Origin of the sequence: Pannonibacter sp. XCT-53, assembly GCF_009915765.1 — a bacterium.
Taxonomy (GTDB): Bacteria; Pseudomonadota; Alphaproteobacteria; order Rhizobiales; family Stappiaceae; genus Pannonibacter; species Pannonibacter tanglangensis.
Window position 1 is genome coordinate 2,864,109 of the sequence record NZ_JAABLQ010000001.1, and the last position, 17,184, is coordinate 2,881,292.

Genomic DNA, 17,184 nt, shown 5'->3' on the forward strand with positions numbered 1-17,184 from the left:
ACCGGACCGGTGGCTCCCCTGGAGCCGCCGGTTTTCCTTTATGTGCGGGCCTGCACAGGGACTTTCTGCGGCCTGGCAGGCGCCCGCCGGGCGGCTTACCACTTCTGGAAGATGAACCAGGCCCCTGCCGCGATGAGGGCAAAGCCGATCAGGTGATTGAGCCGGAACGGCTCGCCCAGATAAAACACCGAAAACACCGCGAAGACGGTGAGGGTCAGCACCTCCTGGATCGTCTTGAGCTCGGCCGCGCTGAAATAGCCATGGCCGATGCGGTTGGCCGGCACCTGCAGGCAATACTCGAAAAAGGCAATGCCCCAGCTGACCAGGATCACCAGCCACAGGGCCGTCCCCTTGAACTTCAGGTGGCCGTACCAGGCGAAGGTCATGAAGATGTTCGAGGCCAGCAGAAGGCCGATGGTCACGACGGGAACGGGCAGCGAGGTCATGGCAGGATCCATCCGGAGAAGCGGGCGGGTGCGAGGCACCAGCTCCTGCTCCTAGACCGTTCGCCAGCAACCAGCAACCGGCTCCGCCGTCCCGCCCGCGGACGGCCTACTTGGTCAGGATCAGCTTGCCCAGCTTGGTGATCGTCAGGCGATAGGTCTCGTCATTGTGACGGATCCGGATCTCGCGGTTGCCGGCAAACAGCGCGGCGCTGTCGACGAGGCTCTTGTCCTCGCGCGGCTGGGCGACCTTGCGCAGGGTTGGCAGCATGAGCTTCTGTTGACGCGGATTGGCTTCTGCCATGGGAGTTCCCCGGTGCTTCAGGAGTTTAGAGGCGTTCCAAAGTTGCGAGTGGTTCGCAACAAATAACTTGACTCTAATACTCAGAATAAAGTACCAAGACAAGGCCTGAACGGCGGCGCCCCGGAAATCGCGTCCTCCGGCCCGTCGCCCCAGGCAAGACTGAGCATCAGTCAAAATGCCAGGCAAGCCAGCTGTTTTCTCCTCTCCCTCAAACGGCAAGCCAGCCCGGTATTTTTCAGGCCGATCCCGCTGACGGGTGTAAGCCGGCCTCACGCCCCCCCGGCGACCTGCCGTCGCCAGGCCGCCCCGGAGCCGGGGTCGCGGCGTCCCGCCCCCCCTTCCCTCTTCTCGCCGCGGTCAAGGCCTCAGGCTTACGGGCCCAGCGACTTGATCTGGTCCGGCCAATAAAAAACGCCGGTCGGAGACCGGCGTCAGGCCTTGCGCGGTGCTGCGCAGGGTCAGCTGGCGGCCGCCATGACCGCATCGATCTGCAGCAGCTGGCGCAGGTCGGTGCGGTTCTCGGAGATGTCGTGGATGGTCTTCTGATCCAGCACGTCCATGAAGGCTTCCAGCGCCTCGTGCAGCACGCCGTTGAAGCCGCAGGTGGTCAGGATCGGGCAATCCTTGCGGCCGGAATTGAAGCATTCGGCGAGATAGAAGGAATCCTCTGCCGCACGCACCACTTCGCCGATCGAGATCTGCTCGGCCGGACGGGCCAGCATGATCCCGCCGTTCCGCCCCCGGATGGTCTTGATGAGATTGGCATCGACCAGGACCTTCATGATCTTGAACAGATGCGTCTCGGACATGCCGAAGCTGGTGGCAATGTCCGCCACCTTGCTGGGCCGGTCAGGGTTCGCGGCGCAGTACATCAGCGTGCGAACGGCGTAGTTGGTTTGTTGAGTAAGGCGCATAAGTTTAGATATGTCCGCTGGTGGCCCCTGCGTCAATGGGGGGAAGCCCGCGCTGCGGCGAATTTTGCCGCAGGTCGGACCCGGGCTCAGCTGGCCCGCCGCAGCTCCGGCCGGGCCTCGGCTGCCTTGCGCTCCAGCGTGGCGCCCTCCTGCGGCGGCAGGTTCTCCGGCAGGAAGATGTCGATCCCGATCCGCTCCTGCGCGGCCACGATCGGCTGGCCGTCGATCAGTGCCTTCAGCACGCGCACGGCGCTGCGGATCTCGTGCCCGGGGTCCTGCGCGATCAGCGCCGCAATGGTGCCGCGCTCCAGCGCCGCGCGGGTGTAGGGCGTCAGTTCATGCGCGATGAAGGTCACGCGTCCGGCCAGGCCGCTTTCCTCCAGCGCCGCGATCACGCCGCGGTTGCCGGCGCCCATGTTGTAGAGCCCGCTGATGTCCGGATGATCGGCAAGCAGGCGCCGGGTCAGGTCATAGGTGCGGTCGTTGTCGTCGCGCCCTTCCCGCACGCGGATCGGCTCGAAGTCCGGGTACAGCTCCTCGAAGACCTCGATACAGCCCCCGTGCCGCTCGGCGTGGTCGCGCAGGCCGAGCGAGCCGGCGATGAAGCCGATGCGGGCCCGGTGGCCCGGGCGGTTTCCGGCCAGGAAGCGCCCCAGCAGGCGTCCGGCAACCCGGCCGGCGGCCATGTTGTCGATCCCGACGAAATGGGCCCGCGCGGAGGCAGGATGATCGGACACGAGCGTGACGACCGGAACGCCGCGCAGCGTCAGCCGGTCGATCGCCGCCCGCACCTCGGCCGAGGCGGGCGCGACAACGGCGACGCCGTCGCAGCTGGCCTTGTCGATCAGCGCCAGCGTGCCGGCGACCGAATGGCTGTCAAAGGCATCGATGTCCTGGACCGTCAGGGCGACACGCTCGCCAGCAACACGCTGGGCAATCCGCTCCGCCTCCTGTCGCAGGTCGGTCATGAAGGCATTGGGGCCGCCCGGGATCAGGAAGGTCAGGCGATAGAGCCGTCGCTTGGCGAGGTTCGCCGCGAACACGTCCGGCGTGTAGCCGAGACGCGCGACGGCAGCCTCCACCCTGGCAATCGTGGCGGCCTTGACCCCCGGGCGCCCGTTCAGGACCCGGTCAACCGTCGCAAGGCTGACACCGGCCTCGCGCGCGACATCATGAATGGTGATCCGCTGCATGGAACATCGCCCTCATACCCCGGAGGAACTATAGCGCAGGCCGCCGGTTTGTCAGCCATTTTGTTGCGATGCAAAAAACTATGCCGGCTGACCTGAAGCCGCGCGAACGCGCCAATGAGGGGCGTTGCTCGGCACAGGCGCCGGAGGGCCGGCGGCGCCGGGCTGACGGTTCAGACGCTCTGCCCCGCCGCATGGCCGGAGGCCCAGGCCCACTGGAAGTTGAAGCCGCCGAGATGCCCGGTGACATCGACGACCTCGCCGATGAAAAAGAGGCCGGGCACCCGGGTGGCCGCCATGGTCCTGGACGACAGCTCGTCGGTGTCCACCCCGCCGAGGGTGACTTCGGCCGTGCGGTAGCCTTCGGTGCCGGCGGGAAGCAGCGACCAGGCATTGAGCCGGTCGGCTGTCTGGCGCAGCACCTTGTCGGAGAGATCGGCAAGGCGCCCGCCGAGGCCGTATTCGGTGGCGAGTTCCTCCGCCAGCCGGCGCGGCAGGATGTGGCCGACGGCGGTGCGGATGTCCTGTCGCCCCTGCGCCTGCCTGGCCTCCTTGAGCGCGGCGAAGACATCGGTGCCGGGGGCAAGATCGACGCTGATCGGCTGGCCCTCGCGCCAGTAGGAGGAGATCTGCAGGATCGAGGGACCCGACAGGCCCCGATGCGTGAAGAGGAGACCCTCGCGGAAGGCCGTCTTGCCGAACCGCACGACCGCGTCCACCGACACGCCGGCGAGCTTCTGGCACAGGGCCTTGTTGGCGTCGGAGAAGGTCAGGGGCACGAGCGCAGGACGGGGCGGCACGACCTTGAGCCCGAAACGCCGGGCGATCTCGTAGCCGATGCCGGTGGCGCCCATCTTCGGGATGGACGGCCCGCCGGTGGCCACCACCAGCGACGTCGCCTCGACGCGGCCGCGCGCGGTCTCGACCACAAAACGATCATCCGGCTTGCTGATGTCGGTGAAGCCCGTCTCCAGCCACAGCGTGCCGCCGGCCTTGTCCATCTCGGTCAGCAGCATCGTGATGATGTCCTGCGCACTGTCGTCGCAGAAAAGCTGGCCGAGTGTCTTCTCGTGCCAGGGAATGCGGTGGCTGTCGACCAGCTTGAGAAAGTCCGCCGGCGTGTAGCGCTTGAGCGCCGAGACGCAGAAGCGCGGGTTCTCCGACAGGAAATTCGCCGGGCTGGCGTGGATGTTGGTGAAGTTGCAGCGGCCGCCGCCGGAAATGCGGATCTTGTCGGCGGCGCGCCTGGCGTGGTCGATGACAAGCACAGACCGGCCGCGCTTGCCGGCCTCGATGGCGCACATCAGGCCGGCGGCGCCGGCCCCCAGGATCAGGACGTCAACTCGGGTCATGGCCGGCTTATAGCAAGAGGCAACGAACTTGCCTCCTGCATTTCGCGTGTGATGGCCCGCTGCGGCGCGACGTCAGCCCATGCAGGCCAGCAGCTCCGCCTCGCCGATCTGTCCGACGGTCCGGCCGTTGTCGACCACCATCACGGGTCCGCTTGCGGCCCGCTTCAGCGCGATCACCTCGCGCAGCGGCGTGACCGGACCGCAGTTCGGCCCGCTCGCGTCCGCCCCGGGGCGTCCCTGCGCCAGCGGGATCATGATGTCCTGGGCCCTGAGCACGTTGAGCGGGTTCATGTGGGCAACGAATTCCGCCACATAGGGCGTCGCCGGATGGCGGACGATTTCCTGCGGCGTGCCGAGCTGGATCACCCGCCCGCCTTCCATGATGGCGATGCGGCTGCCGATCTTGGCCGCCTCGTCGAGATCGTGGCTGACGAAGATGATGGTCCGGTGCAGCGTCTTCTGCAACTGGATCAGCTCGTCCTGCAGCTTGTCGCGGATCAGCGGATCGAGCGCGGAGAAGGGCTCGTCCATCAGGAGGATCGGCGCCTCGGTGGCAAAGGCCCGGGCAAGACCGACGCGCTGCTGCATGCCGCCGGAGAGTTCGTGCACCTGCTTGTTGCCCCAGCCGGCGAGGCCCACCAGCTCGAGCTGCGCGGCGACGCGCTTGCTGCGCTCGGCCGGACCGACGCCGGCCAGCTCCAGTCCGAAGCCGACATTCTCGGCCACGCTGCGCCAGGGCAGCAGGGCAAACTGCTGGAACACCATGGCAATCCGGCTGCGGCGCAGGCGGCGGAGGCGGTCCGCGCCGCAGCGGGCGGGATTGACCATGCTGCCGTCGTCATCGCGCACCAGCGTCTCGCCCCGGATGACCGGATTGAGCCCGTTGACCGCACGCAGCAGCGTCGACTTGCCGGAGCCGGACAGGCCCATCAGCACGATGACCTCGCCGGGCTGGATGTCGAAGGTGGCGCCGGCCACGCCCAGGGTCTGGCCGGTCTGGTCCTGGATCTCGCGCCGGGTCTTGCCGGCATCGATCAGCGGCAGCGCCTGCTGCGGCCGGGCGCCGAAGACGATGTCGACCTGCCGGAAGGAAACGATCGGATCGCTCATTGGCGGCCTCCGGTGACGCGGTTGAGGCGGAAGAACCGGTCGAGCACGATGGCGATCAGCACGATGGCCACGCCGACCTCGAAGCCCATGGCGATGTTGACGGTGTTGAGCGCGCGCAAGGTCGGCACGCCGAGACCGTCGGCCCCGACGAGGGCAGCAATCACCACCATTGACAGCGACAGCATGATCGTCTGCGTCAGCCCGGCCATGATCTGCGGCAGGGCATAGGGCAGCTCGATCTTCCACAGGAGCTGCCAGCGGGTGGCCCCAAAGGCGTGACCGGCCTCGAGCAGCTGCGTCGGTGTCGAGGAGACGCCGAGCTGGGTGAGGCGGATCGGGGCCGGCAGGGCGAAGATGACGGTGGCAATGAGACCCGGCACCATGCCGAGGCCGAAGAGGATCAGCGCCGGGATCAGGTAGACGAAGGTCGGGATCGTCTGCATCAGGTCCAGCACCGGCTGCAGGGCGGTGTAGAAATTCGGCCGGTGCGCGGCCAGCACCCCGATCGGCACGCCCACCGCCATGCAGACGGTCGTCGCGCCGAGGACCAGGGCGAGCGTGTTGGTCGTCTCTTCCCAGAAGCCGAGGTTGATGATCACCAGCAGCGAGCCCAGCACGAACAGCGGGAAGCCGATGTTGCGGCGGACGAGAAAGGCCAGCGCCGTGGCGAAGCCCACCACGACCAGCGGGTCGGGGGCCTGCAGCAGGAACAGGATGCCCCCGATCAGGGCCTCGAGACCGACGGCGATGCCGTCAAAGAACCAGGCGGCATTGTTGGTCAGCCAGTCGACCAGCGCCTTGGCCCACTGCCCAAGCGGCAGCTTGTATTGCGTCAGGAAATCCACGGGCCCCTCTCCGCGCCGAGATGTACAGGATCAGGCGGGGTCCGGTCGCGGCGAGGGCCTTTGGCCCCGGATGCGACCGGACCGCCGGACTCAGAGGCCGAGCGCCAGCTTGACGGCGGCGAGCCCGTCGCTGCCGTCACGGGCCTTCACGCCGGCCAGCCAGCCGTCGAGCACGGAGGGATTGGCGCTGAGCCAGCTCTGGGCGGCGATCTTCGGATCCTGCCCGCCGTCGAGGATCTTGCCCATGATCTCGTTCTCAAGGGCGAGGGTGAACTTCAGGTTCTTCAGGAACTGGCCGACATTCGGGCATTCACTGACATAGCCGGCGCGGGTGTTGGTGTAGATGGTGGCACCGCCGAGGTTGGGACCGAACACCTCATCGCCGCCTTCCAGATAGGCGATCTCGAAGTTGGAGTTCATCGGATGCGGCTCCCAGCCGAGGAAGACCACGTCTTCCTTGCGCTTGGTGGCCCGAGCCACCTGGGCGAGCATGCCCTGCTCGGAGGATTCCACGATCTGGAAGCCCTTGAGGTCGAACTGGTTGCCGTCGATCATGCCGAGGATCAGGCGGTTGCCGTCATTGCCCGGTTCGATGCCGTAGATCTTGCCGCCCAGCTCTTCCTTGAAGCGGGCGATGTCGGCGAAGGACTTCAGGCCCTTCTCGTAGGTGTATTTCGGCACCGCCAGCGTGTACTTCGCCCCTTCGAGGTTCTCGCGCACGGTGTCGACGCTGCCGTCGGCACGGTAGGGGGCGATGTCGGCCTCCATCGTCGGCATCCAGTTGCCGAGGAAGACGTCGATGTCCTTGTTCTTCATCGAGGCATAGGTGACGGGAACGGAGAGGACCTTCACATCGGTCTCGTAGCCCAGCGCCAGCAGGATGGTGGTGGCAACGGCGGTGGTGGCGGTGATGTCGGTCCAGCCCACGTCCGAGAAGCGGACGGTCTTGCAGCTCTCGGGCTCGGCAGCCTGAACGGCCGCCGTGGTGGTCAGGCTGATCGCGCCGCTGAGGGCCAGGCCGAGGGCCGCGCCGGTGATGGAAGTGAAAACGCGCTTCATCCGGTTGTCTCCCGCTCTTGTATGACGCCCCGGTACACGGGGTCGTTCGCCGGTGTTCAGTCCCAATGAACCCCGGACGGACATCTCAAACAATGGGCAACCGATTGATTTAGCCGTCTTTGCGGCAGGTTTGCCCCTCTGGTGAGACTTAATGAACCATTGACCGTTGGCTTTGGCAAGTTTTGATTGATTGATCGTTCAATTAAAAATATTCAATTGGAAGCAGGAGGGAGATCATCATGCCAAGGATCGGGATGGAGGCCGAGCGCAGGCGCAGCCTGATCGAGGCAACGGTGGATGCGATTCACGAACAGGGCTATTGCGACGTGACCATCGCGCAGATCGCGCGCAAGGCCGGCGTGTCGGGCGGGCTCGCGCATCATTACTTCGGGTCCAAGGATCAGCTCCTTGCCGCCACCATGCGCCATCTGCTGCACGAACTGGGCGAGGGCATTCGCGCCCGTCTGGCCGAAGCGCAGACGCCGCGTGCGCGCCTGTCGGCGATCATCGCCGGCAATTTCGAGACCGGCCAGTTCCGCGAGGCGGTGATTGCCGCCTGGCTGGCGTTCTATTCGCAGGCCCGCACCAATCCGGCGAGCCAGCGCCTGCTGCGCATCTATTCCGCCCGTCTTGTCTCCAACCTGACGCACAGCCTGCGCAGTTTCCTGCCGTTGGCGGACGCGCAGATCGTGGCGGAGGGCACGGCGTCGATGATCGACGGGGTGTGGATCCGCCGCGCGCTGAAGGAGGCGCCCCCGGATGCGGACGCCGCCATCCGCCTCGTCGAGGATTACGTCGAGGCGCAGATCCTGCTGCACAGGGCCCGCGCGTCCGGTGCCGCGCCGTACCCGATCCAGTCACAGACCCAATCGCAGCCGGGGCTCTCCGCATGAGCGACACGTTTGACTTCATCATCGTCGGGGCCGGATCGGCCGGCTGCGCGCTGGCCTACCGCCTGTCGGAGGATCCGAAGAACCGCGTCCTGGTGCTGGAGTTCGGCGGGACGGACGCCGGTCCCTTCATCCAGATGCCGGCGGCGCTGTCCTATCCGATGAACATGAGCCGCTACGACTGGGGCTTCGAGAGCGAGCCCGAGCCGCATCTGGGCGGCCGCATCCTGGCGACGCCGCGCGGCAAGGTCATCGGTGGCTCCTCCTCGATCAACGGCATGGTCTATGTGCGCGGCCACGCGCGCGACTTCGACACCTGGGAAGAGATGGGCGCCAGCGGCTGGGGCTACCGGCACGTGCTGCCCTATTTCCAGCGCCAGGAAGAGACCCCGACCGGCGACGACGGCTTCCGCGGCCGCTCCGGTCCGCTGCATGTGCAGCGCGGCACCAAGTGGAACCCGCTGTTCGATGCCTTCATCAAGGCCGGCAAGCAGGCAGGCTACGAGACGACGGGCGACTACAACGGCCAGAAGCAGGAGGGCTTCGGCGACATGGAGATGACCGTGAAGAACGGTCAGCGCTGGTCCGCCGCCAATGCCTATCTGAAGCCGGCGCTGAAGCGCGGCAATGTGGAGATCATCACCGGGGCCTTCGTCCGCCGGGTGGTCATCGAGAACGGGCGGGCGACCGGCGTCGAGTACCAGCGCGGCTCCGGCCAGCCGGTCACCGTTCGGGCGGCGCGCGAGGTGATCATTTCCGCCTCGTCGATCAACACGCCCAAGATCCTGATGCTCTCCGGCATCGGGCCGGCCGCGCATCTGCGCGAGATGGGCCTCGACGTGGTCGCGGACCGGCCGGGCGTCGGCGCCAACCTGCAGGACCATCTGGAACTCTACATCCAGCAGGCCTGCACCCAGCCGATCACGCTCTACAAGTACTGGAACCTTGTCTCCAAGGCGGTCATCGGAGCGCAGTGGCTGTTCACGCGCAAGGGGCTCGGTGCCTCGAACCAGTTCGAGGCCTGCGCCTTCATCCGCTCGAAGGCCGGTGTCGAGTATCCCGACATCCAGTATCACTTCCTGCCTTTCGCCGTGCGCTACGACGGCAAGGCGGCGGCCGAGGGGCACGGGTTCCAGGCCCATGTCGGGCCGATGCGCTCCAAGTCGCGCGGCCGCATCCGCCTGACCTCGGGCGATCCGCTGGCCAAGCCCTCGATCCTCTTCAACTACATGTCGCACCCGGACGACTGGGCCGACTTCCGCACCTGCATCCGGCTCACGCGCGAGATCTTTGGCCAGGAGGCCTTCGCGCCCTATCGCGGCCGCGAGATCCAGCCGGGTGCCGGCGTGCAGAGCGATGCGGAGCTGGACGACTTCATCCGGGAGCATGTGGAGAGCGCCTATCACCCCTGCGGGTCCTGCCGCATGGGGGCGGCGAGCGATCCGATGGCGGTGGTGGACCCGGAATGCCGGGTGATCGGCGTCGAGGGCCTGCGCGTGGCCGACAGCTCGATCTTCCCGCAGGTGACCAACGGCAACCTCAATGCCCCGTCGATCATGGTGGGCGAGAAGGCCTCGGACCACATTCTCGGCAAGGCGCCGCTGCCGGCGTCCAATCTGGAGCCCTGGATCCATCCGCAGTGGCAAACGCGCCAGCGCTGAGCCATTCTGCGACCCAACGAACAGCAGGAGGCGTCTGCCAAGGCGGTGGGCGGTCCTGTTTCCCTTCTGACCGACTTGCAAGGACGACCTCATGCGCGCCCAGCCCCGAGCCTCCCATTTCATTGGCGGCGGATATGTCGAAAGCCCGAACGGCGCGGCCTTCGACAGCCTCTATCCCGCCACCGGCGACGTCATCGCCCGCCTGCATGCCGCGGATGACCTGACCATCGAGGCCGCCATCTCCACCGCACGGGAAGGCCAGAAGATCTGGGCCGCCACCCCGGCAGCCGAGCGGGGCCGCATCCTGCGCCGGGCGGCGGAGATCCTGCGCGCCAACAACCGCGCCCTGTCCGAGCTAGAAACGCTGGACACCGGCAAGCCGCTGCAGGAAACGCTGATCGCCGATGCGGCCTCCGGCGCCGACTGCCTTGAATACTTCGGCAATCTTGCCGCGACGCTGACCAGCGAGCACATCGACCTTGGCGGCTCCTTCGCCTACACCCGCCGCGAGCCGCTCGGCATCTGTGTCGGCATCGGCGCGTGGAACTATCCGATCCAGATCGCCTGCTGGAAGGCAGCTCCTGCGCTGGCCTGCGGCAACGCCATGATCTTCAAGCCTTCGGAAGTGACACCGCTGAGCGCGCTGAAGCTGGCCGAGGCGCTCCTGGAGGCCGGCGTTCCGGCCGGTGTCTTCAACGTGGTGCAGGGGGCGGGCGACGTGGGCGCCAAGCTCGTCTCGCATCCGGCGGTGGCCAAGGTCTCCGTCACCGGCTCGGTGCCGACGGGGCGCAAGGTCGCGGGCCTGGCCGGCAGCAACCTGAAGCACCTGACGCTGGAACTCGGCGGCAAGTCGCCGCTGATCCTGTTCGAGGACGCCCATCTCGACAATGCCGTCTCGGCGGCGATCAATGCCAATTTCTATTCCTCGGGCCAGATCTGCTCCAACGGCACCCGCGTCTTCGTGCATCGCAGCCTGAAGGAGGCCTTCCTGACGCGGCTGGCTGAACGCACCGCAAACGCCGTGCTGGGCGATCCGCTGGACGAGGCGACCAACATCGGCCCGCTCGTCTCGAAGCCGCAGCTCGACAAGGTGCTGGGCTATATCGAGATCGGCAAGACGGAAGGCGCGCGGCTTGTCTGCGGCGGCGGGGCAGCACACGTGGCGGCTTTCCCGCAGGGCTGGTTCGTGCAGCCGACCGTCTTTGCCGATGTGACGGACGACATGCGCATCGCCCGGGAAGAGATCTTCGGCCCGGTCATGTCCGTGCTCGACTTCGACAGCGAGGACGAGGTCATCGCGCGGGCCAACGCGACCGAATTCGGTCTGGCCGCCGGTGTGTTCACCCGCGACATCCAGCGCGCCCACCGGGTGATCGCACAGCTTGCCGCCGGCACCTGCTGGATCAACGCCTACAACCTGACGCCGATCGAAATGCCCTTCGGCGGCATGAAGTCCTCCGGCATCGGGCGCGAGAACGGGCACACGGCCATCGGCCACTACAGCCAGGTGAAGAGCGTCTACGTGGAGATGGGAGACGTCGCGGCGGCCTTCTGAGGCCGCCGGTCGCGCCGGACCCGACGAGCGGTGGCAGGACGGACGGTTGCAGGACGGGCGGCGCCTCAGGTCTTCTTGAGGCGCGTCTTCTCTGCCCGCTCGATGTGACGGCGCGCCAGCGTCTCTGCGGCCTCCGGGTCGCGCCCGGCAATGGCGCGGACGATGGCGGCATGTTCCTCGACCGCCGTCTCGCGCCGCTCGGGCGTGTCGAGCGTGGTGCCGGCCATCAGGATCATCGACAGGCGCAGATGGTCGATGAGGCTCACGAGATAGCGGTTGTGCGAGGCCAGATAGAGCCGGCGGTGAAACTCGCGGTTGGAGCGCACCAGCGAGGCCTCGTCGGCGATGCGCTGCCGGTCGGCCTCGACCAGATCCTGAAGGATCTCGATCTCGGCGTTGGAGGCATGCTGGGCGGCCAGCCGGGCGGCCGTGCCTTCCAGCACCTCGCGCATGTAGTAGACCTCGGAGATCTGGCCATGGTCGAGGGTCGGGATCACCATCCCCCGGTTCGGCTCGTGCACGGCAAGCCCCTGCGCCTCGAGCCGCTTGAGGCCCTCGCGGATGGGGGTGCGGCTGACGCCGAAGGTTTCGGCAAGCTCCGCCTCGCGGAGCCGGTCGCCCGGCTTCAGCGTACGGTCCTCGATGGCCTCGACCAGGCGCTTGTAGATCTCTGCTCCGTTCATGTCGTCCTGTGTAGCGCAAAGACCGGGGCGTGGGAATGCGGTCAGCGCGGCCGGTAGAGCCGCCCGCCGATGACCGGCTCCCGGGCACCGGTGGTCGTGGGAAAGCTGGTGGGCAGGCCCGCCATGAAGCGGGCGCCCAGAAAGGCCATGGCCTGGGCCTCCAGGGCATCGCCGTCGAGACCGTGGTCGTCGGAGGTCTCGACGACACCGGCGAGGCGCTGCGCCAGCTCGGCCATGATCGTCGGATTGCGCCGTCCGCCGCCACAGACGATCCAGCGGCGCGGTTCGCGGGGCAGGAGCGCCACGGCCCGGGCCACGGCCTCGGCGGTGATGGCGGCCAGCGTCGCCGCCCCGTCGAGAAGGCTCATGCCCTCGACCCATTTCAGCGAAAAGGCGTTGCGGTCAAGCGACTTGGGAGCGGCCCGGGTGAAATAGGGATGGCTCAGGGCCACGACCAGGCGGGCCACATCGACATGCCCGCCCCGTGACCAGCGACCGTCCCGGTCGAAGTCGTCGACGCCGGCGCGGCGGATGAAGTCGTCGAGCAGCGCGTTGCCCGGACCGACGTCGAAGGCGACCACGGTGTCGCCGTCGATGTAGGTGAGATTGGAGACGCCGCCGATGTTGAGGAAGCACAGCGGCTGGCCGAGCCCGGCGGCCAGCGCCTGGTGATAGACCGGCACGAGCGGCGCCCCCTGCCCGCCGGCCGCCACATCCGCCTGGCGCAGGTCACCGATCACCGGCAGGCCGAGCGTGTCGGCCAGACCCTGGGGATCGCCCAGCTGCACGGTCTCGCCCGCCGCCGGATCATGCCAGACGGTCTGGCCATGAAACACGACGAGATCGGGGGTCTCGCCCGTCCCGGCGAGAAATTCCGCAATCGCGGTGGCATGGTCGCGGGTGATCGCGTCGGCCAGTGCCGGCCAGGTGCCGCGATCCGACGGACCCGCGGCAATCGCCCCGAGAATGGCCGCGCGGGTGGTGGCGCGGTAGGGGCGGATGCCGGCTGCTCCGGTCCCCGACAGCCGCTCGCCGTCGGTCTCGATCAGGGCCAGATCGATGCCGTCGGCCGACGTGCCGCTGATCGTCCCCAGAACCTTCATGATGCCTCATCCCCCGTGCGAAGCCTCCGCGGCGCGCATTGCACGGGATCGCGCGTCCGGATGCAAGGGGCATGTGCGCGCCGGCCGGCGTCGCCGAAGCGCGCCCCTGGCCCTGCCCTCCCCGCCCCGCGCGCAAGGGTGGCTTGTCCAGCCCCGCCTTTCGGGATAGCGCAAGGAGGTGGTGATCCGGGGGAGACCGGTCGCCGCAGTCGGGAGGACATACGAGTGATGACTGAAGACGAGTTCCGCGCCTGGTCGCACCGCGCCGCGGACTGGGGCGCCGACTACCGCGAGGGTCTGCGCCAGCGGCCCGTTCGCGCCCAGACCCAGCCGGGCGAGATCGCGGCGAAGGTCCCCGCCTCGCCGCCGGACAGCGCCGAGGCGATGGAGACCATCTTCGCCGATTTCGAGCGCGACATCCTGCCCGGCATGACCCATTGGCAGCATCCGCGCTTCTTCGCCTATTTCCCGGCCAACGCCGCGCCGGTGTCGGTGATCGCCGAGTATCTCGTCACCGCCATGGCCGCGCAGTGCATGCTGTGGCAGACGTCACCGGCAGCGACCGAACTGGAAACCCGTGTGCTTGACTGGCTGCGCCAGGGGCTCGGGCTGCCCGAGGGCTATCACGGCGTCATCCAGGATTCCGCCTCCTCCGCAACCCTGGCCGCCGTTCTCACCCTGCGCGAGCGGGCACTTGCCTGGCGCGGCAATGCGGACGGCCTGTCGGGGTCCCCGCGCCTGCGCGTCTATGCCTCCGGCGAGGTGCACACCTCGATTGACCGGGCGATCTGGATCGCCGGCATCGGCGGAGACAATCTGGTGCGCATCCCGGTGAAGGGCCCCGCCCGCGCCATGGACCCGGACGCGCTCAAGGCCGCCATCGCGGCGGACCGGGCAGCCGGCTACCTGCCGGCCGGGCTCATCGCCTGCGTCGGCGGAACCGGCGTCGGCGGCACCGATGACCTGACCGAGCTGGGGCCGATTGCCCGCGACAACAGCCTGTTCCTGCATGTGGACGCCGCCTGGGCGGGCGCTGCCATGATCTGCCCCGAGTTCCGCGACCACTGGCGTGGCATCGAGTGGGCCGACAGCCTGGTGCTCAATCCGCACAAGTGGCTCGGCGCCCAGTTCGACTGCTCGGTGCAGTATATCCGCGATCCCGAGAGCCTCGTGCGCACCCTGGCGATCCGGCCGGATTACCTGAAGACCCATGGCAAGGACGGCATCATCAACTATTCGGAATGGTCCGTGCCGCTCGGCCGCCGCTTCCGGGCGCTGAAACTCTGGTTCCTGATCCGTGCGCACGGACTTGATGGCCTGCGCCAGATGATCCGCAACCATGTCGCCTGGGCGCAGGAGCTGGCCGAAAGACTGCGCGGCGAGCCCGACTTCGAGATCGTCACCGAGCCGATGCTGTCGCTGTTTTCCTTCCGCTACCGGCCGGACGGGGCGGGTGCCGATCTCGATGCCCTGAACCAGCGGCTGATCAGCGCGATCAACGACGATGGCCGCATCTACCTGACGCAGACGATGGTGGACGGCCGGTTCGTCATCCGGTTCCAGGCCGGGCAGTTCGACTGCACCCGCGAGGACGTGATGATGGCCTTCGACGTGATCACGGAGATCGCGCGCGGGCTTTAGTGCGGCTCAGAACAGGAACCCGTCCTCGAACAGCGTCTGCGTCAGCAGGCGCTTCTCCACCGACTCGGAGAAGCCGAGCAGCAGCGCCGCATCGGCCGTGCGCGCCGAGGCGACCATGACGCTCCAGGCTTCGAGGCCGCTGGGATCGGGGCTCCGCCCGAGGCTGTTGCTGTAGAAGGCGGCCACCTTGTCGCGGGTCGACGGCAGGCTGTTGTAGATCGCGTTGAACTCGGCCGAGCGGGTGAAGGCATCGGCGATCGCGGCGAGGCTTGCGCCCGCGTCGGCGGCGGCCAGCCAGCTGCGGTAGCCGTCGGCGTCGGGAGCGCGGTTGAAGGCGGTCTGGTAGAGGCGATAGAGCTGGCCAGCGGTGCCGTCATTGTCGAAGGCCAGCGTCGTGCCGTCCGTGAAGCCGATGCGCTCGATGCCGTCGAGACGATCCGTCTCGCCCGCATGCACGAGGTGCAGCGAGCCGGCCGGGCCGGCCTCCACCCGGACCAGCGCCGCGTCATGGGGGCGGTCGAGAAGCAGCAGGTCGAGCCCGAGCCCGCCCTGGTAGACATCGTTGCCGGCACCGTCGACGAAGACATCATTGCCCGCACCGCCCGTCACCGTGTCATTGCCGCGCCCCGACCACACGGCCACGCCCCGGTCATGGGCGACGATCCGGTCGTCGCCGTCGCCGGTGATGACGGTCGTCACGAGGGTGTCGCGGCTGATGGCCAGCGACCGTCCGCCGAGCCAGGTGTCGGTCGCGCCGGTCAGGTCGATCCGGCTGTCGCTGGCGATCGCGGCGGCGTTGATCGTGGTGCGGCCGCTGGCATCTGCCAGCACGCCGGTGCCGAAGCGCCCGTGATCGGCGGTGTAGTAGTGGACGGTGTCCGGCGTGGCCCTGCGGCCGTCCAGTTCCAGGCTGGCGGAAAGGCCGATCCCGGCCAGAGCGACCGGGGTTGCGAACTGCAGCTCGACGGTCCAGGTCCCCGCAGCCCCCTCGCCGCGCGGCATCTGCGTCAGGAATTCCCAGGCAAGGCTGCCGCCCGTGGCCGACAGGCCGGAGGCACCCGAATGAACCAGGCTGCGCGACCCTTCGGCCGACACGAGATAGACGGCGCGCAGTGCCTCGGCACCGGCTGAGAGCGACAGGCCCAGCACCGCCGTCGACAGGTCCACCGCGTCGGCAAGCGTCACGCTGCCGCGCAGCACCGTGCCACCGGCCTCGGCAGTCCAGCCGGTCACGGCGGCCGTGACCTCGACACGCTCTGTCGGCACCCGGCCGATGCCCCAGGTCTCCGCGAGGCGCAAGGCCTGATGCGCATCGACAAGCCCGAAGCCGTAATCGTTGGAGACCTGCAGGCCACCGCCGTTCCAGATGTCGGCCGCATTGGCCTGCCGTGTGGCGCTCTCGTAGCCGACGGGAGCGGCGCCGGTCTGCGATCCGGTCGGGCGCGCCGACAGGGCGAGGATGTCGGCGACATCCTGGTGCGAGAGACGCGGATTGGCCGCCAGCATCAGGGCGACGATGCCCGACACCATGGGCGCCGCCGCCGATGTGCCGCCGAAGCCGTCGTAGCTGTTGCCGCTGGCATAGCCGGCAAGCCCGGTGACATCGAGCGTGGTGATGCTGCGGCCGGCGCCGGACGAGGGCGCGCTGACGAGGATGTTGCTTCCGGGGGTCGAGTAGTAGGCGACCATGCCGGTGTGATCGGTGGCGGCAACCGAGATGACGCCGTCCATGTTGGCAATGAGGTCGTCGGTGCTGGTGCGCCCCTCGAGGCGGCCGTTGCCGGCCGACTTGACGATCACCGTTCCGAGCCCGTCGCGGCCCTCGGTGAGGGCCTCGGCCACCTGCGTGCGGATCGCCGACCAGTAGGAGGCATGCCCCGCCGGCGTGGCCTGGAAGAAGCCGACCGAGTAGCTCCAGCTGTTGTTGGCAATGTCATAGTCGGACAGGTGGTCCATGGCCTGGCGGATCGACAGCCCGCCCTCGCCGAAGATCCGCAGCGAGGCGAGCTGGACGCCCGGAGCGATCCCGACCGGACTGCCGGCAAGGACGGCACCGGCGATGATCCCGGCCACCGCCGTCCCGTGGCCATTGGCAAAGGCGACCGGATCGCCATCGACGCCGCTCAGGGCTTCTGCGCGGGCAAACAGGTCGCGGGTGGCCGTCAGAAGCCCGGCGTGGGAGCGATCCACTCCGTCATCAACGATGGCAAGCGAGACGCCGGTGCCGCCGGTGGCCGTCCAGACGGACCCGAGGTTCAGGTGCGCGCGCCCCGCCCCCGGGATCTGACCTCCGCCATCCAGATACCATTGACCCGTCAGGGCATAGCTGTCGATACGCATGTGCCGCCTCAAGCTCTTTCAAGGCAACACTAATCGACGATGCTATATTCGCGGTTTATTCACTTGGTAATCAAGTCATTATAGCGGCGTTAAA

General features: G+C 67.8%; 15 protein-coding genes. 4 read left to right on the forward strand and 11 right to left on the reverse strand.

The window, feature by feature from the left end; translation table 11 throughout:
* Positions 1-95 precede the first annotated feature (95 nt).
* The 8 genes from GWI72_RS12735 to GWI72_RS12770 all read right to left on the reverse strand — a co-directional run bounded on the left by GWI72_RS12735 (position 96) and on the right by GWI72_RS12770 (position 7,217).
* Positions 96-446, reverse strand: a complete 351-nt coding sequence (locus GWI72_RS12735; RefSeq protein ID WP_161676573.1) for a DMT family protein — start codon at positions 444-446, stop codon at positions 96-98.
* Between the two features lie 106 nt (positions 447-552).
* Complete coding sequence (gene hemP, locus GWI72_RS12740; RefSeq protein ID WP_208995846.1) at positions 553-747, reverse strand: hemin uptake protein HemP; 195 nt, start codon at positions 745-747, stop codon at positions 553-555.
* A 458-nt stretch (positions 748-1,205) separates the two neighbouring features.
* Entirely contained in the window at positions 1,206-1,661 is a 456-nt protein-coding gene (gene rirA / locus GWI72_RS12745; protein ID WP_161676574.1) for an iron-responsive transcriptional regulator RirA, read from the reverse strand.
* A gap of 86 nt (positions 1,662-1,747) precedes the next feature.
* Entirely contained in the window at positions 1,748-2,854 is a 1,107-nt protein-coding gene (locus GWI72_RS12750; RefSeq protein ID WP_161708839.1) for a LacI family DNA-binding transcriptional regulator, read from the reverse strand.
* A gap of 170 nt (positions 2,855-3,024) precedes the next feature.
* Entirely contained in the window at positions 3,025-4,203 is a 1,179-nt protein-coding gene (locus GWI72_RS12755) for a BaiN/RdsA family NAD(P)/FAD-dependent oxidoreductase (protein ID WP_161708840.1), read from the reverse strand.
* A gap of 72 nt (positions 4,204-4,275) precedes the next feature.
* Positions 4,276-5,313, reverse strand: coding sequence for a choline ABC transporter ATP-binding protein (gene choV, locus GWI72_RS12760; RefSeq protein WP_161708841.1), 1,038 nt, complete (start codon positions 5,311-5,313; stop codon positions 4,276-4,278).
* On the reverse strand, positions 5,310-6,158 hold the full coding sequence (gene choW / locus GWI72_RS12765) for a choline ABC transporter permease subunit (protein WP_161676578.1): 849 nt from the start codon (positions 6,156-6,158) through the stop codon (positions 5,310-5,312). The genes choV and choW overlap by 4 nt, the downstream gene beginning before the upstream one ends.
* A 90-nt stretch (positions 6,159-6,248) precedes the next feature.
* A complete protein-coding gene (locus GWI72_RS12770; protein WP_161708842.1) occupies positions 6,249-7,217 on the reverse strand; it encodes a choline ABC transporter substrate-binding protein in 969 nt (322 codons plus the stop codon).
* 239 nt (positions 7,218-7,456) lie between these two features.
* Here GWI72_RS12770 and betI point away from each other — a divergent pair, with 239 nt between their 5' ends.
* The 3 genes from betI to betB all read left to right on the forward strand — a co-directional run bounded on the left by betI (position 7,457) and on the right by betB (position 11,323).
* Positions 7,457-8,110, forward strand: coding sequence for a transcriptional regulator BetI (betI, locus tag GWI72_RS12775; protein WP_161708843.1), 654 nt, complete (start codon positions 7,457-7,459; stop codon positions 8,108-8,110).
* The gene (gene betA / locus GWI72_RS12780) at positions 8,107-9,768 is read left to right on the forward strand and encodes a choline dehydrogenase (protein ID WP_161708844.1); all 1,662 of its coding nucleotides are present in this window, start codon (positions 8,107-8,109) and stop codon (positions 9,766-9,768) included. Before betI ends, betA begins: the two co-directional genes overlap by 4 nt.
* A 91-nt stretch (positions 9,769-9,859) precedes the next feature.
* Positions 9,860-11,323 (forward strand): betaine-aldehyde dehydrogenase, encoded by a 1,464-nt coding sequence (gene betB / locus GWI72_RS12785; RefSeq protein WP_161708845.1) that lies wholly within the window; start codon positions 9,860-9,862, stop codon positions 11,321-11,323.
* 65 nt (positions 11,324-11,388) lie between these two features.
* On the opposite strand, the gene GWI72_RS12790 is transcribed toward betB, so the two are convergent.
* Positions 11,389-12,006 (reverse strand): GntR family transcriptional regulator, encoded by a 618-nt coding sequence (locus GWI72_RS12790; RefSeq protein WP_161676583.1) that lies wholly within the window; start codon positions 12,004-12,006, stop codon positions 11,389-11,391.
* A 41-nt stretch (positions 12,007-12,047) separates the two neighbouring features.
* The gene (locus tag GWI72_RS12795; protein WP_179956068.1) at positions 12,048-13,109 is read right to left on the reverse strand and encodes an anhydro-N-acetylmuramic acid kinase; all 1,062 of its coding nucleotides are present in this window, start codon (positions 13,107-13,109) and stop codon (positions 12,048-12,050) included.
* A 228-nt stretch (positions 13,110-13,337) separates the two neighbouring features.
* Here GWI72_RS12795 and GWI72_RS12800 point away from each other — a divergent pair, with 228 nt between their 5' ends.
* Positions 13,338-14,750 (forward strand): pyridoxal phosphate-dependent decarboxylase family protein, encoded by a 1,413-nt coding sequence (locus GWI72_RS12800; protein WP_161708846.1) that lies wholly within the window; start codon positions 13,338-13,340, stop codon positions 14,748-14,750.
* Between the two features lie 6 nt (positions 14,751-14,756).
* On the opposite strand, the gene GWI72_RS12805 is transcribed toward GWI72_RS12800, so the two are convergent.
* On the reverse strand, positions 14,757-17,090 hold the full coding sequence (locus GWI72_RS12805; RefSeq protein WP_161708847.1) for a S8 family serine peptidase: 2,334 nt from the start codon (positions 17,088-17,090) through the stop codon (positions 14,757-14,759).
* Positions 17,091-17,184 lie beyond the last annotated feature (94 nt).

Excerpts from the sequence above, each read along its gene's own strand:
- choV (WP_161708841.1), bottom strand. The coding sequence starts at position 5,313 with ATGAGCGATCCGATCGTTTCCTTCCGGCAGGTCGACATCGTCTTCGGC.
- GWI72_RS12770 (WP_161708842.1), bottom strand. The coding sequence starts at position 7,217 with ATGAAGCGCGTTTTCACTTCCATCACCGGCGCGGCCCTCGGCCTGGCC.
- GWI72_RS12755 (WP_161708840.1), bottom strand. The coding sequence starts at position 4,203 with ATGACCCGAGTTGACGTCCTGATCCTGGGGGCCGGCGCCGCCGGCCTG.
- GWI72_RS12790 (WP_161676583.1), bottom strand. The coding sequence starts at position 12,006 with ATGAACGGAGCAGAGATCTACAAGCGCCTGGTCGAGGCCATCGAGGAC.
- betI (WP_161708843.1), top strand. The coding sequence starts at position 7,457 with ATGCCAAGGATCGGGATGGAGGCCGAGCGCAGGCGCAGCCTGATCGAG.
- betA (WP_161708844.1), top strand. The coding sequence starts at position 8,107 with ATGAGCGACACGTTTGACTTCATCATCGTCGGGGCCGGATCGGCCGGC.
- GWI72_RS12735 (WP_161676573.1), bottom strand. The coding sequence starts at position 446 with ATGACCTCGCTGCCCGTTCCCGTCGTGACCATCGGCCTTCTGCTGGCC.
- hemP (WP_208995846.1), bottom strand. The coding sequence starts at position 747 with ATGGCAGAAGCCAATCCGCGTCAACAGAAGCTCATGCTGCCAACCCTG.
- betB (WP_161708845.1), top strand. The coding sequence starts at position 9,860 with ATGCGCGCCCAGCCCCGAGCCTCCCATTTCATTGGCGGCGGATATGTC.
- GWI72_RS12750 (WP_161708839.1), bottom strand. The coding sequence starts at position 2,854 with ATGCAGCGGATCACCATTCATGATGTCGCGCGCGAGGCCGGTGTCAGC.
- GWI72_RS12805 (WP_161708847.1), bottom strand. The coding sequence starts at position 17,090 with ATGCGTATCGACAGCTATGCCCTGACGGGTCAATGGTATCTGGATGGC.
- GWI72_RS12800 (WP_161708846.1), top strand. The coding sequence starts at position 13,338 with ATGACTGAAGACGAGTTCCGCGCCTGGTCGCACCGCGCCGCGGACTGG.
- GWI72_RS12795 (WP_179956068.1), bottom strand. The coding sequence starts at position 13,109 with ATGAAGGTTCTGGGGACGATCAGCGGCACGTCGGCCGACGGCATCGAT.
- rirA (WP_161676574.1), bottom strand. The coding sequence starts at position 1,661 with ATGCGCCTTACTCAACAAACCAACTACGCCGTTCGCACGCTGATGTAC.